This window comes from Roseimaritima sediminicola, assembly GCF_009618275.1.
Classification (GTDB): Bacteria; Planctomycetota; Planctomycetia; order Pirellulales; family Pirellulaceae; genus Roseimaritima; species Roseimaritima sediminicola.
Genome location: NZ_WIAD01000021.1, coordinates 52432 through 67307 on the forward strand (window position 1 = coordinate 52432; position 14876 = coordinate 67307).

The 14876-nt window shown below is 62.1% G+C and carries 11 protein-coding genes and 1 tRNA gene; 4 read left to right on the top strand and 8 right to left on the bottom strand.

Annotation, left to right across the window (positions count from 1 at the left end; translation table 11 throughout):
* Window positions 1-55 precede the first annotated feature (55 nt).
* From GE027_RS11985 to GE027_RS12010, 6 genes are all read right to left on the bottom strand, one after another.
* Window positions 56-619, bottom strand: a complete 564-nt coding sequence (locus GE027_RS11985; RefSeq protein WP_153557433.1) for an ECF-type sigma factor — start codon at window positions 617-619, stop codon at window positions 56-58.
* 89 nt (window positions 620-708) lie between these two features.
* On the bottom strand, window positions 709-924 hold the full coding sequence (locus tag GE027_RS11990; protein ID WP_153557434.1) for a hypothetical protein: 216 nt from the start codon (window positions 922-924) through the stop codon (window positions 709-711).
* A 26-nt stretch (window positions 925-950) separates the two neighbouring features.
* On the bottom strand, window positions 951-1142 hold the full coding sequence (locus tag GE027_RS11995; RefSeq protein WP_153557435.1) for a hypothetical protein: 192 nt from the start codon (window positions 1140-1142) through the stop codon (window positions 951-953).
* 52 nt (window positions 1143-1194) lie between these two features.
* Window positions 1195-2088 carry an alpha/beta hydrolase gene (locus GE027_RS12000; RefSeq protein WP_153557436.1) on the bottom strand — a complete coding sequence of 298 codons (894 nt, stop codon included), beginning with the start codon at window positions 2086-2088 and terminating at the stop codon, window positions 1195-1197.
* A gap of 976 nt (window positions 2089-3064) precedes the next feature.
* Window positions 3065-5128, bottom strand: a complete 2064-nt coding sequence (locus tag GE027_RS12005) for an alkaline phosphatase D family protein (RefSeq protein WP_153557437.1) — start codon at window positions 5126-5128, stop codon at window positions 3065-3067.
* Window positions 5129-5424: 296 nt separating this feature from the next.
* Window positions 5425-5497: transfer RNA gene (locus tag GE027_RS12010), tRNA-Ala, on the bottom strand.
* A gap of 347 nt (window positions 5498-5844) precedes the next feature.
* Here GE027_RS12010 and GE027_RS12015 point away from each other — a divergent pair.
* The 3 genes from GE027_RS12015 (at window position 5845) to GE027_RS12025 (ending at window position 11107) form a co-directional block, all read left to right on the top strand.
* Window positions 5845-6921: a lysylphosphatidylglycerol synthase transmembrane domain-containing protein gene (locus GE027_RS12015; protein ID WP_153557438.1), complete on the top strand. Its 1077-nt coding sequence runs from the start codon at window positions 5845-5847 to the stop codon at window positions 6919-6921.
* A 294-nt stretch (window positions 6922-7215) separates the two neighbouring features.
* Entirely contained in the window at window positions 7216-10545 is a 3330-nt protein-coding gene (locus GE027_RS12020) for a DEAD/DEAH box helicase (protein ID WP_162006699.1), read from the top strand.
* Window positions 10546-10681: 136 nt separating this feature from the next.
* Window positions 10682-11107, top strand: a complete 426-nt coding sequence (locus GE027_RS12025) for an endonuclease domain-containing protein (RefSeq protein ID WP_153557440.1) — start codon at window positions 10682-10684, stop codon at window positions 11105-11107.
* Window positions 11108-11161: 54 nt separating this feature from the next.
* Here the strand turns inward: GE027_RS12025 and serS are convergent, their stop codons facing one another.
* The gene (serS, locus tag GE027_RS12030; RefSeq protein WP_153557458.1) at window positions 11162-12436 is read right to left on the bottom strand and encodes a serine--tRNA ligase; all 1275 of its coding nucleotides are present in this window, start codon (window positions 12434-12436) and stop codon (window positions 11162-11164) included.
* A 494-nt stretch (window positions 12437-12930) separates the two neighbouring features.
* Window positions 12931-14334, bottom strand: coding sequence for a dipeptidase (locus tag GE027_RS12035; RefSeq protein ID WP_153557441.1), 1404 nt, complete (start codon window positions 14332-14334; stop codon window positions 12931-12933).
* Window positions 14335-14522: 188 nt separating this feature from the next.
* On the opposite strand from GE027_RS12035, the gene GE027_RS12040 reads away from it, so the two are divergent.
* A complete protein-coding gene (locus tag GE027_RS12040; RefSeq protein WP_153557442.1) occupies window positions 14523-14876 on the top strand; it encodes an ATP-dependent Clp protease adaptor ClpS in 354 nt (117 codons plus the stop codon).

A 14876-nucleotide genomic window follows, 5' to 3' on the forward strand; every position in this document is an offset into this window, starting at 1 on the left:
CGATCGGAAAGAAAGCCTCTGTATGGGATCAAGCGAGATTCCGCGCAAAAGCGCCTCACTGATCTCGCAAAACTTCCACTGCCAACCAGGCTTTGGCGAATTTCCAGTGTCGGGAAGCGGTGGCTCGAGAGATGTTCAGGGCCGTAGCCGCCTGCTCCAGCGTCAAGCCGGCAAAGTAACGCAGCTTGACCAGTTCGGCCTGCTGGGGGGCTTCGGCGGCCAGCCGATCAAGCGCTTCGTGGACGGCCAGGATCTGGTCTTCGTCCGCGGTGACGCTCGGCAGAGCGTCGGGCTCCGCCGCCACGCGCCGCAGGTCGCCACCCCGCTTGGCGGTCGCCCGGCGGCGAGCGTGATCGACCAAAATCCACCGCATCGCTTCGGCGGCGGCGGCGAAAAAATGGGCTCTCGTTTGCCAAGCATTCCGTCGCTCGGCATCGATCAAGCGAATGAAGGATTCGTGAACCAGGTCGGTCGCTTGCAAGCTGTGGCCGGATCGTTCGCCCGCCATTTTGCTGCGAGCCAGCCGGCGTAGATCTTCATAGACAGCCGACAACAGCTGCTCGGCGGCCTGTGCGTTGCCCGACGCGGCCGCGGTCAGCAGTTGTGCAACGTCGGACATAGCAGTCATTCTGAGAGAGCAAGCGGCACCGACCACGGAGCCAGCCGGCAACCGGCGAATCAAACCAACAGGAAAATCCCACCGGCAAATTATAGCCAAGCGATTGGGGCTTCCGAAGGATTTTTCGAACCGGCGGCGAGCTGCTGTTTCAGGGCCGCACACTTCGCCCCTTCGCCGCGACGCGCCGTCTGAGCTTCGCGCAGCATCGCTTCCAGCTTCCGCTTCGCACGCAGCCTCTGCTTGGCCTGCATCAGTCGTTCGTCGAGGCGGCGGCCTTTGCCCGCCGCCTGTGGACAAAGGCTCAAAATAACCGCCGGAGGGGCGGCACTGGTTAAGAGGATTGATCTTCGTGTCGTCCGTTTTCGACCGCCGTTTCGTACACCGTCACAGCCGCTTTGGACATCAGGTGCATGGTCTGCTTGTCGGGAAGCAAGGGCAGTGATTTCAGGCCCATTTTGAAGATGACTTCGACAATTGCTTCTTCGATTTTCTTTTCTAGTCGCTTGACGGTTTTGGGGTCCATGATTTAACCGCTGATTGAGTATATAGGAACACTTGCTCAAGACGTCCTGGTTTCAGGGTTGCAGATGCTCTTCGAAAAAATCCCACATCGCCTGCATGGCACGTTGCTGGTGTTCGCCGCCGAAGCCGTGGCCTTGCCCTTCTAGGATCACCAACGTGTGATCCGCCCCGACTGCTGCCATCCTCTCGTCCAGCTTCGTCGCCTGCGCGACCGGCACCAGGGCGTCTTGGTCGCCGTGCAGGGTAAGCACGGGCGGGTCATCGTCGCTGACATAGGTGATTGGGCTGGCGGTTTCGTAGGTTTGCGGGACTTCTGTTGGCGTGCCGCCCATGAACGCGCGAAGCATCCAGGCGACGGAGCTACCGCCGTGACAAGAGGCCATCTCTGTAGGCCCGAAGAAGTTGACGACGGCCTGCACCCGGCTGGACTGTTCTGGGTGCCCGCTTTCTCCTTCCAGCTCGCAGTCGGCATCGGTCAGGCCGACGAGCAGCGAGAGGTGACCGCCAGCAGAGCCACCGGTGACACCGATTCGATCGGGATCGACGCGGTATTTTTGGGCATTGGCGCGGAGCCAACGGATGGCTGCCTTTGCGTCGTGGATCTGAGCAGGGAAGTTCGGTTCGGCCGGGGCGGTTTCCTTGTTCGCTTCGTCGACTTGCATCAGCCGGTAGCTGATCGTCGCGGCCACGTACCCCCGCTCGGCCGCTTGTCGGATCTGCTGGCTATAAGCTTGACGGCTGCCCCGGCACCAGCCGCCACCGTGGATAAAGACGATTGCCGGGAACGGACCTTCGCCGGCGGGCCGAGCCAGATCCAGTTTCAGATCGGTGTCGTCGGCAACGCCATAAGAGATACCTTGCTCGAGGGTAACTTCCCCGCACCTGGCGACCGGCGCCAACAAGCCCAGCGCAAGAAACGGTAAAATAAGAACGCAAAGGATCCGCATGGCAAGGGCTCCGGGCTGGATAAGAAAGCGTAGGTTTCTGAGATTCTAGCCTGCGGCGTGTGTGCTGTGCTGTAACAGCGATCGCATCTGCGGAGAGTCCGATACAGCAGCCACGTGCGTGGCGACAGGATGTAGCCATGGGCGCGACCCCATGGTATGGATACCCCAGCGGCGTTCCGTCCCGAAGAATCCATGATGCAATACGTTGACTATGCACCTCCGGCTGTACCTTCGCTCAAGCAGCAGCGGGACGCCTTGCAGAAGGGCCTGGGCCGGTCATGGATGTGGGCGTCGGCGGGTGTGCTTGCCGATGCGCCCCTTCTCGAATCCTGTCTTCGCGACATGCGCTTTGACCAACAGTGCGAAGAACCACGAAGTGCGTGGCTCTGGAAGATCGTGCAGCACGCAGGAGCTGAGGATCGCTTGCGAGCCCCGATATTCGGGGCACTCAGTCGATTACCAGACGAGCGGAGTGCACAGCAACTGTGCGAGCTTGCCTACCGGTACGCCCAGGCGGGGCACAAACTTTTTCGTTCGCGGCTGGGAAATGCAATCCGCGAGCCGATGGTTCTCGGCTGGCGGTCGTCGCATACGGTTTGACGCCGTGCCAGAACTGCCGGTTCGATGCGGCGAAAGTACTTTGCCGGCAAGACGCCGCCCCCGAGTGGCTCCGCGAAGAAGGTCGCTACGACGCGGACGAAGGTTGTCGCCAGTTGTTTGCCGGCCCGTCGATTTAGTGAGCCGTTTAGGCGATAGCCTCGGTTTCGTCAGCACAGAACCGGGGCTATCGCCCAAACGGCTCACATAAGCAATGCGTTATCGAATTAATCGGCAAGCCGTTGCAGGACCGGCAGGCGAGAAAGTTCACGGTAACGACGAGATGAACCGCTCACCTCTTCACCTCTGATCGTTGACGACCGGGTGGTCGTGCTGGCGGGAAAGTTGACGGGGCCGGAAGACGACTTCCGCGGCAACGCTATTGGTGAGACAGGGCGTGGGCCGGTTCCTGATCTCGGGATTCGCTGAGCGATTTGATGGCCGGTGGAGGTAGTGCTCCCTGCCACACGGTGAGTTCGTCGATCAGCCCATCGTAATTGCGTCCCGTGCCGGCTCGATGGCCGCCGATGACCAGACCGCCGAATTCGGAAGCCGGTCCCTGAACCGGCAACACGTGCTTCGCGACCTGCTCGCCGTTGAGGAACAGCGTGAGTGATTTTGAATCGAAGGCGACCGCCACGTGGTTCCAGCGATCCAACAATTGGCTTCGATCGACCAGCGTGTTGAACGGACCTTGCGCCGCGGGCGTGGGGGCGGCCTCCGGTCGGTCGGCTGGTCGGAGAGTGTGTGTAAAGAGCTGCAGATTAACCTTGTCGGGGTTCGCGCCCGCTCGCAGCCCCAACGACAAATGGTAGGCACCCTTCTGGGATGGTCTTCCTTGGGCAGTGCTTTCCAGCAGAAAGGACCGTGCATCCGAATCGTGCTCGGGCAGGCTGGTTGGCTTGAACCATAGCGATAGCGTATGAGCGGCCGAATTGTCGTCGAGGAAGCTGCGAGGGACGACCAGGTACTGCTGTTTCGAACGGTCGAACCGTGCAGCGCCTTCCGAGCCGTCGCCATCGTGGACAAGCGCCGCACCGTTTACGGGTTCGGCATCGATCCGGTCGCCAAGGAGTGAACGGTTGGAAAAGTCGCTGTCAAAGGACCAGTGGCCACGAAGCTGGGCGTCGCTTTCTGGCTCGACTGCCGCGTGCGTCATCTCGGCAAGCGGAATCACGACCTTGCGGTTGAGCTTCCCGTCCGGTTGCCGGAACTCAGCGATCAAGGTTGCTTCGTCTGCTTGGCCGTCGGCAGTCAGCGTAAGGAACTGATTGCCTTCGACGAGCGACCACTCGAGGGACGGGTGGTAGACATCAAGCTTGGTGATGACGTGCTGGTGTCCCGGCGAGATAATAAAATCGTGCAGGTCATACCCGACTCGCTGCGGGTGCATCAGGTGCCGAGCCACATGGATATCGCCGCCCAGCAACACGACCCCGCTGATCTTCTCCGCCTTGATATAGTCCAACAGAGCATCTCGCTCGTACCAGTACGTGAACATATCGTCGGTCTCGCTGTTCTTCTTGTCCTGCCAGATGGCTCCAGAGGCCAGCACCTTGAACGGCGCCTTGGACTCCCGCAGGCTTTTCAGCAGCCACTGCCACTGATCAGAACCGAAACACGTCGGCTGGGTGTTGTCGACCGGTGACGGCTGCGTCTGCGAAAAGTACCGAGGGTCGAGCAGGAAGACTTCGATCATTCCGAGATCGACTTTGTGATAGACGCCCTGCTTGCCGTTGCCGAACTGGGCATGAGCGCGGTACTCGATAAAGCCACGGCGTGTTGTGCTCTTGCCCGCCTGCATGTTCCGGCCGTTGCCGTTGTTGCGTCCGAAGTCGTGGTCGTCCCAGGTTCCGACGGTTGGGGTGTGGGCCGAGAGCGCGGCTAAGGCCGGCATTTGCAGGAAGTTGCGGTGCCGGGTGCGGACGACGTTCAAGTCGGAACTGTCGATGTACGGCGTGTCTCCCATCAAGCACACCATGTCGACTCGCAGCCTCTTCAGCTCTTCCCAGATCCCGCTGGGTTCCATATCGACACAGGACACAAAGCTGACCGAGACGCGGTGATTCTCGCGAGCGGGGTTGGCCGTCTGAAAGGAATGCTCTTCATCGGCGGCACCGAGCAGGCGACCGCTCGCGTCTTTCACTTGGTAGGTGTATCTCGTTGCCGGCTCGAGTCCGGTTACCGCAAACTTTGCGACGAAGTCGTTCTCGCTGCGGGCTTCGGCCGCGACACGCTGCGCGACCTGTCCATCGCGAAACACCTGCAGTTGAAGCTTGGTTTCCTCTGCCGCGGGACGATACAGAATCCGTACTGCCGTGGGCTCGACAGCCCCGACGACCGGTCCAACCACATCCTGCTGCGCCAGCGCCGGCGAGGTGGCGATGCTGAGATTGACTCCAAAAAGCATGACGGACAGCTGGAGAAAGTTTCGTCGGTTCATGACTCGGACTCACCTTGTTGGAGGGGCTGCAGGATGCTGAGGTGCTGCCGTCGGCTTGTGCGGTGTGGATCGTTCGGCAGTCGCGCGACGTTGACCGAATCGACGATGGTTGCCAGCCTGAGCGAAATGAGTGGCCGTGTACTTCAGGATAGCCGTAGCTGAACGGCGGCTCCGCCCTCGGACGCCCGCTGTGCGAAGTTTCGCGTTTGGCCGGCCACTGTCCAGGTCCACGAAAAGTCCACGAAAAAAGGCCCGGTGCGATTTTAATTCGCAACGGGCCTTTCGGGGCTTCGAAGTGGAGGATAGGGGACTTGAACCCCTGACCTCTTGCATGCCATGCAAGCGCTCTCCCAACTGAGCTAATCCCCCGGCTGACGTTTCCCTCGGCGGCTCGTTCCACGCCTTGCTGGAGTGGGCTGCTTGGGATGTCTGGCTGAGAAGAAGAAAACTAGCAGGTAGCCGGCTGGTTCGTCAACCGTGGTTTTTGAGGGTTTGGGAGGGTTTTTTTGGGGGGGACGCTGGAGTGTAGCCTTTAGGCGATTGGGGGCTGCGCTGGCGGGCGGCTGAAGCCTGGACTCCAGCGTTTCCAACGTCTGGCGACGAGGGGCTACGGGGGGGATGGGGCGGGGTGGTGGAGGCGCCGGATTGGTGTTTCCTGCCGTGGCGACTATCCTGCCTTAATTCGCCCGACCGTTTGACGCCGCCGTAGATTGCTGATGAACGCTGCTGATCCTTCGCCACCCGCTCGCCCGGCTGCGGGCCGCACTCGGCGAATGGCGATGGCGGCGCTGAAATTCCTCGTTCCCGTGGCCATCCTCAGCTTTCTGCTGTGGAAGATCACCCCCGAGCAGTGGGAGGCCCTGCGGGAGCAGCCCAAGAACTATGGGTTGCTTTTGGCCGCTCTGGGAGTGGCTCTGATGGCGATGAGCCTCTCGTTTGCTCGCTGGTGTTTGCTGGTTCGTTGTCAGGGCATTCCGCTGTCGATGCTGGAGGCGTTTCGGCTGGGCGCGATCAGCAATCTGCTGAGTTTTATTTCGGCGGGCAGCGTCGGTGGCGACCTGTTCAAGGCCATCTTTTTGGCTCGCCGCAGCCCCGGAAAGCGTGTCGAAGCGGTCGCTTCGGTCGTGGTCGACCGGGCTTCGGGCCTGTACGGCTTGCTGGCGATCGTTTCGGTCGCACTGTTGTTGATCGCGCCGACTGCCGAGGGCGAAGGCGGCGAGAATCTGGCTCGCATCGCTCAGGCCGCCGTCACGCTGTTGATCATCGGCACGGTTCTGACGGCGGTGTTGATCGTGGGCGGCAAGCCGATCGACCGGCTGATCCACCGCAGCGAAACCATTCCCAAGATCGGCGAGGTGGTCCGCCGCGTGGCCGAACCGCTGCGAACCTTCCACACCCATCCCTGGGGGTTTTTGTGGTCGTTGGTGATGAGCGTCGGCGTGCAGTCGATGATGGTCGTCAGCATGTATCTGGTGTGCCTCGGGTTGTACGGTCCGGACGCCAACCCGCCGACGTTCGCCGAGCATTTCGTGATCGTTCCGGTGGGGGTGCTGGCCTCGGCGCTGCCCATCGCTCCGGCCGGTATGGGCGTGTTGGAGGCAGCCGTGGAGGGCATGTACAAGGTGGTGCCCGCGGTGCCGACGGCCGCCTCGGGGACCCTGGTGGCGCTGGTGTTCGAAGTCGTCAAGATCGTGATGGCGCTGGTCGGTGTGGTCTTCTACTGGACGGCCGGCCGCGAAGTGCGTCGTTCGCTGGAAGCGGCCGAGGCCGCCGAAGAGGGCCAAGAGCCGTAAGCGGGCGTTGGAGTCTAGCCTTTAGGCGATTGGGAGCTTGGGCAGCGGGCGGCTAAAGCCTGGACTCCAGCGTCTGATGAGCTTCGGCCGCGGGCGTGAAACGCTTTGGAATCTTCCCGGGGGCTGTGAATCAGCGGTCGGCAAAGTGCTCTTTAGCTTCTAAAATGCGCGATCGCTTCGGGCGGCTTCGGTGTTGCCCGATCTTTGTTTTTCCCGCCCATTTAACCGTTGAAGCCCTTTATGGAAGCGACCCTGGCGGACTATTGCGAACCCCGTTTGGCAGACCGTGAACGTATGGCAGGCGAGCACCTGGCCAGTCGAGGAGGCGTGCAAACGCTGCAGCTGGGCACCGGCGGGGTACGGGCGTACGTGTCCGAGCAGCGAGGCAATTTCCATAAGGTCGAGATGTCGTTTGGGTTGACCCTGCAGGGGTATCTGGAAGCGGGCTGCGAATGTTCGACTTGGCAGCGCGGGTATACCTGCCGCCATGTGTGGGCGGTAGCCAGTCATCTGCCGCCGGTGGATCCTGACTTGGTCAAGCGGGGCAGCCTGCAGATCGTAGAAATTCTGGGCGGCAAGATCAGCATCGGCGATCCGATCGTGAACAACACGAACGGGTCGGGCAAAAAGAAGAAGGGGCGATCCACACCGCTGTGGCAAAAGCAGCTGCAGAAGCTGGGCGAATTCGCCGCCCCCGATGAGGAGGACGCTGCGGAGCGGTTGCAGGAGGTCCTGCAGGTGGGCAGCCGATGCTGGTTCGTGCTGAACGTGCCCGACCACTCGGACAACGAGTGCCTGACAATTAATCTCTATCAAGCTTCGCGAAAGCAAAACGGCGAATGGGGCAAGCCCACCTCGGCGACTCTGGACATCGACGACATGGACGAGATCGTCGATGCGGCCGATGCGATCGCCGTGCGGCTGCTGGAGCCGGTCCAGGAAAACGCCTACGGCTATCGCTATCACATGCGCTCGCGGGTCGGCAAGTTCACGGTCCGTCCCGAAACAGCAGCCTTGGCCATGCAGGCCATGTCGGCGACCGGTCGCCTGGTCTGGGATATGGGTTCGGGGCGGTCGTTGGTCGAGCCGCACGGGCTGAAGTGGGACGGCGGTGAGCCGTTCCGTTTGGTCGTCCGGGTCGCGCCGCACACCACCGAGGACGGCAAGAAGCGGATCCGGGTGTCGCCTGTGTTGGTCCGCGGCGAGGACCGTGCGGAGCTGGACGACGCGTTGCTGGTCAGCGAAAGCGGTGTGGTCGTGTTTCCGCAGCGAGCCTGCCCGCTGGATGTGACTCACACCGAGTTGATCCAGCAGTGGCGTGGTACCGGCGCGATCGATGTCCCCTCGCGAAGCATCTCGAAATTGATGGAAACGATCGCTGGGTGGGGCAGTGTACGAGTCGAGCTGGATCCGGAGTTGCCGGTCAGTCTGGATCGGCTCGAGCCGCGGCCACGCTTGCATCTGTCCAGCGAAAGCGGCAAGGACAAGCACTTGGTCGCGGCGGTCCAGATGTGCTACGGCGAGCAAGTGTTTGCGTTTGGCGGCGGGCCGGCCGCGGTGTGGGACAAATCCAACAAACAGTTTCAGCAGCGAGATCTGGATGCCGAACAGCGATTGGTCGACCAGTTGCCGCGCGAGCGATTCTTTGATCACGGCTACAACGACATCAAAGTCTTGCGGAAAGCCCTGCCGGCGCTGGTCAGCGAGCTGAGTGAGGCGGGCTGGGACGTCGTCGCCGACGGCAATGCGCTCCGCCGGGCGGGCAGCTTCCAGGTCGCGGTCAACAGCGAGCAGGACTGGTTCGATCTGGATGCCACGGCCGATTTCGACGGGGTCCAGGTCGCGCTACCGGAGCTGTTGTCGGCCGCTCGCAAGGGACAGAACTTCGTCGTCCTGGACGACGGGACCCACGGCATCCTGCCCGAACAGTGGCTGTCGCAGTTTGCCGGCCTGGACAAGACGGGCGAAGTTGCCGAGGACTCGATCCGCTTTACCAAAACCCAGGCGCTGCTGCTGGACGCACTGTTGTCGCAGCAAGAGGAAGTGGCCCTGGACCGCGCCTTCCGCGCATGGTGCGAAAAACTAAATTCCTTCGAAGGCATCCGGCCGGTGCCGGCGCCGGCCGATTTCCAGGGCTCGCTGCGCGACTACCAACAACTGGGACTGGGCTGGTTTCAGTTCCTGCAAGAGTTCCAGCTGGGCGGCTGTTTGGCCGACGATATGGGGCTGGGAAAAACGATCCAGGTCCTGGCGATGCTGGCCCAGCGGTACGGCGCGGCCAGCGGTAAGCACGACGGCAAGGCCAGCAAGAACGACGACGCGGCCAGCAAGAACGACGCCAAGGCCAGTAAGAGCGGTGACGCGGCCAGTAAGAGCGACGCGGCCGGTGACGACACAGCCGACGAGCGGCGGCCGTCGTTGATCGTCGTCCCGAAGAGCTTGATCTTTAACTGGCTGGAGGAAGCCGCGCGGTTCACACCCCAGTTGCGGATGTTGAACTACACCGGCACCGGCCGCGGTGAGCTGCGCGAGCAATTCTCCGAGGTCGACTGCATCGTCACCACCTACGGCACGGTCCGCAACGACGCCAAATTCCTGCACGAGCAGGCGTTCGACTACGTCATCTTGGACGAAGCTCAAGCGATCAAGAACCCCGCCTCGCTGTCCGCCAAGGCCACTCGCGTGCTCCGCTGCGATCACCGCTTGGCGATGACCGGAACGCCGATCGAAAACCACTTGGGCGACCTGTGGTCGTTGTTCGATTTTCTCAATCCCGGGATGTTGGGCCAAGCGATCGGCGATCCGTCCAAGGCCGGCACCGACCGGCAGCGGCTCGAGCATATTTCCACGGCGCTACGGCCCTTTATCCTGCGGCGGACCAAGGAGCAGGTGTTGACGGAGCTGCCGGCCAAGACGGAGCAGACGCTGTACTGCGACATGCATTCCAAGCAGAACAAGTTGTACGGCGAGCTGCGGGATCACTACCGCACGATGCTGTCCGATAAGATCAAAACCGAGGGGTTGGCCAAGAGCAAGATCCACGTCCTCGAGGCGCTGCTGCGGCTGCGTCAGGCGGCCTGCGATCCGCGGCTGGTCGATCGCAAGTCGGACGTGCACGGGGCAAAGATCGCCCGCCTCTTGGAACAGCTCGAGGAGGTGGTCAGCGAAGGGCACAAGGCGCTGGTCTTCTCGCAGTTCACCTCGCTGCTTGCCCTGGTTCGTCAGGAGCTGGACGAGCGCGGGTGGAAGTACGAGTACCTCGACGGCAAGACGCGCAAGCGGGCCGAGAAGGTCAAGCGATTCCAGGAGGACGACGAGTGCCCGTTGTTCCTGATCAGTCTGAAAGCGGGCGGCCACGGACTGAACCTGACGGCGGCCGACTACGTGTTCATCATGGACCCCTGGTGGAATCCGGCGGTGGAGTCGCAAGCGATCGACCGCGCCCACCGCATGGGCCAGACCAAGCCGGTCGTGGCCTACCGCATGATCTGCCGCGACACGGTCGAAGACAAAATCGTCGCCCTGCAGTCCTCCAAACGCGAGCTGGCCGACGCGATCATCTCGCAGGAGAAGAGTTTGATCAGCGACCTGACCAGCGACGACCTGCGGATGTTGTTTGAGTAACGGGCCGCGAAATGGTAATGCTTGCCCTGTCTGGGGTATTGTGAAAACGTCACCACGCGTGAAGCGTTTCTTACCATTCCACACCCTCCCGCTCCGCGGGAGGGTCGGCCTCTCAGGGCCGGGGAGGGCATCAACCATGTCTGGACGTAAAACCGAGCGAGCACGAAGGCTGCGCGAACGAGCGACGAAATCGGAAAACTTGCTTTGGGGCGTGCTGCGTGCTCGGCAGCTGTGCGGTTTGAAGTTTCGCCGCCAGCATGATATCGGGCCGTTCTACGTTGACTTTGCTTGTGTATCAAAAATGCTAGTTGTCGAGATCGATGGGGGATACCACGATGCGATCGGGCAAGCCGACCTCGATCGTGAAGCGTTCTTGCGTGAAGCGGGTTGGGATGTCATCCGATTTCACGATCGGGATGTTGAGCGGGATGCTGAATCAGTGGCCCGGGGCATCGCTCGCCATTTAGGGTTGGAGTATCGATTTGCGAAGAGAGCGCAAACGGGGTCGGGGATCCGCCGGATGAAGTCAGCACGGCGGAATATCGGCCCTCCCCGGGCCTGAGAGCCCGACCCTCCCGCTCCGCGGGAGGGTGTAGGCGCGGGAGGGTGTAGGCGCTCAACCGATTCTTTCCTTGCCCATCCAGGGCTGGAGCACCTTGGGGATGTTGATGGTGCCGTCGGCCCGTTGGTGGTTCTCCAGGATCGCGATCATGGCTCGCCCGGTCGCCACGGCCGTGCCGTTCAGGGTGTGAGCGAACTGGGTGCCCTTCTGGCCCGCGGTCTTGAAGCGGATGTCCAGGCGTCGCGCCTGGTAATCGGTGCAGTTGCTGGTGCTGGTCACTTCGCCCCACTGTCCGCCGTCGCCGCGGCCCGGCATCCAGGCTTCCAGGTCGTACTTGCGGTAGGCCGGTCCGCCCAGGTCGCCGCTGGCCGTGTCGATGACGCGGTAGGGCACTTCCAACGCGTCGAACAGGTCGCATTCGATCTGCCGCATCTCCTCGTGCAGGTCGTCGCTTTGATCGGGGCCGGCGAAGGCAAACATTTCGACTTTGGTAAACTGGTGCACGCGATACAGTCCCTTCGATGCCCGACCGGCCGCCCCGGCCTCGGTCCGAAAGCAGTGGCTCAGCCCGCACAGCTTTATCGGCAATTGTTCGGCGTCCAGCGTCTGGCCGGCCAGCATCCCGCCGAGGGTGATCTCGGCCGTGGCGACCAGATTCAACTCGGTGTTCTCGATCGCGTAGATCTGCGTTTCCGGGCCGCGCGGGTTGAAGCCGGTGCCGTGAAGGATCTCGGTCAGGGCCAGGTCCGGCGTGGTGACCGGCGTAAAGCCGCGCTCCGACAGCAGGGAGACGGCGTATTGTTGGAGGGCCAAGTCGAGGCGGACCGCGTCGTTTTTCAAAAAGTAGAACCCCGCTCCGGCCACCCGAGCTCCGGCTTCGAAATCGAATAGGTCGTGCCGCTCGCCCAGTTCCAGATGGTCCAGCGGCTGGAAGTCGAAACTGCACACGGGCGTCTTGCCCAGCCCCAGCTCCCGGGCGTCGTCTTCACCACCGGTGGGCACGTCGGCATGGGTGAGGTTGGGAATCAACCGCTGGATCTCCAGGATCTGCTGTTCCAGCTGGTCGTGTTCTTTCTGAGCCGCGTCTTTGGCATCGCGCAGCTCGCGGCCGCGGGCGATCGTCTCCTGACGCTGGGCATCATCCTTGGCCTTGCCGATCTGCTTGCTGACCTCGTTGGCCTGGCGGTTCAGTTCCTGGGTCTGCTGGAGTTTGGCGAGCCGCTGCCGTTCCAACTCGACCAGCGAATCGACATCGCAGTCGACTCCGCGGCGGTGGCAGTTCTCTTTGACAGCGTCGGCGTTTTCAACAATGGTTTTGCGATCGAGCATGCTGGTTGGTTGTTGGTTGTTGGTTGTTGGTTGTTGGTTGTTGGTTGTTGGTTGTTGGTTGTTGGTTGTTGGTTGTTGGTTGTTGGTTGTTGGTTGTTGGTTGTTGGTTGGGGGCACCCGTAGCTGAACTCGCCAGAGTTTGGAAGTGGCGAGTGGCGAGTTTGATTCGTGCTCGTGCTCGTGCTCGTACTCGTACTCGTACTCGTACTCGTACTCGTGCTCGTGCTCGTGCTCGTGCTCGTGCTCGTGCTCGTGCTCGTGCTCGTGCTCGTGCTCGTACTCGTCGGGTTCGTACTCGTCGGTTGCGGCATGGGGCGCGACGCGTGGTTGCACCGGAGGCCCCCTCACCCCCGACCCCTCTCCCCCGCAGCTTCACTCGCTGACGCTCGCGGCGCTGCGGGGGAGAGGGGAGAAGAAGGGAGGGGCGATGCGGTTTCGTATGGTTCAGGGAAGGATCGGGCTCCGATTTGCGATTTCAGATTTCCGCTCACGCCTCAGCTTTGTTCCGGTTTCAGTTTTCCGAGTTCTCGCCACAGGTGGGCGCTGGCTTTGATGCCGCGGTGGTAATCGGCCAGGCAGAATTTCTCGTTGGGGCTGTGGGCGTTGTCGTCGGCCAACCCCCAGCCCAGCAGCAAGCAATCCGCGCCCAGCGTCTCCTGGAATTTTTGCACGATCGGGATCGAGCCGCCTTCGCGGATCATCACCGGCGGTTTGCCAAAGGCCGCGCCGAGCGCGGTTTTGGCGGCGGCCACGTAGGGGCTGTCCAGCGAGGCGACCAAGCCGGGCGCGCCGTGGTCCCGCTCGACGCTCGCTCGCACGCCTTCGGGGCAATGCGCCGCGACGTGTCGCTCGAGCGCATCGGCGATTTTTTCCGGGTCCTGATTCGGCACCAAGCGGCAACTGAGCTTGGCCGAGGCGACCGCCGGGATGATGGTTTTGACGCCCGGGCCCTGGTGGCCGCAGGTCAGGCCGTTGACGTCCAGGGTGGGGCGTGCCCATTTGCGTTCCAGGGCGGTGTAGCCCTCTTCGCCCGCCAACGCATCGACGCCCAGCGAGCGGGCGAAGTCTGCTTCGGAGAAGGGCAGGGCGGCGAACTGCTCGCGTTCTTCTTCGGAGAGCGGCAGCACGTCGTCGTAGAAACCGTCCAGCTGGATGCGGCCAGAATCGTCGATCATGGAAGCGATCAACTGGCACAGGGCGACGCCGGGATTGCGGACCGCCCCGCCGAAGGAGCCGCTGTGGAGGTCCTGCTGGGGGCCTTGGACGGTCAGTTCGAAGGTCGCGATGCCGCGCAGGCCGTAGGTAATCGCCGGTTGGCCTTCGGCGAATTGGCTGCTGTCGCTGATCACAATCACGTCGCAGGCCAGGCGATCCGCCAATTCGGGCAGCATCCGTTCCAGGTTTTCGCTGCCGACTTCCTCCTCGCCCTCGATCAGAAACTTCACCTGCAGCGGCAGCGGTTGGCCGGTTTCCAGCAAGCGTAGCACGGCCTGGATGTGGGTCAGAACCTGGCCCTTGTCATCGGTTGCGCCGCGAGCGTAGATGTTGCCGTCGCGGATATCCGGCTGGAAGGGCGGGGTGATCCAGTGGTCGAGCGGTTCGGGCGGCTGGACGTCGTAGTGCCCATAAACCAGGGCGACGGGGGCGCCGGGCACCGCAGGCGTTTCGGCATAGACCATCGGGTGGCCCTGGGTTTCGATCCACTGCACCTCCAGTCCGGCGGCCTGGAAGCGATTCTCCACCCAGCGGCCGGCCTCACGCACCCGGTCGGTGGCCTGCGGATCGCTGCTGACGCTAGCAATACGCAGCCATTCCAGCAGGTCCTCGGTATGGGCCTGTTGCTTCTGGTCCAGCAGGTTTTCGATGTTCTTGATAGGCTCGGTGGAGGGGTCGTTCACGTCGTGATTGCCGTTTGCGGAAGGGTTGCGGGATGTGCCGGCGATGCGCCGTGCACCGGTTATTTTCTGCAAAACGAAGTTGCGGAAAAGACCATAAGTGCTGGTCGGTCCGGCGCCGGTGGCGCTACAATATAGCCAGGAAACCCGTTTTCGTAGTCATGCGTCGTTATGCGAGAGGATTCAGTCGGATGGCAGAGCTTCAAACAGCGGTCGTCGAACCCACCACCCGTCCCGAGCAGGACGAGAAGCAATCGCAATCGCGGCCCAAGCGTCAGCCGCGTTACAACGTGATCCTGTGGGATGATCCGGACCATTCCTACGACTATGTGATCATGATGTTAAAGGAATTGTTCGGCCATCCGCGCCAGCGCGGCCATCAAATGGCCGAGGAAGTCGATACGACCGGCCGCGTGATCTGCTTGACGACTACCATGGAACACGCTGAACTGAAGCGTGACCAGATTCATGCCTATGGCTCCGACGAAGGCATCACCCGCTGCAAGGGCAGCATGAGCGCGTCGATCGAGCCGGTGCCCGAGTAA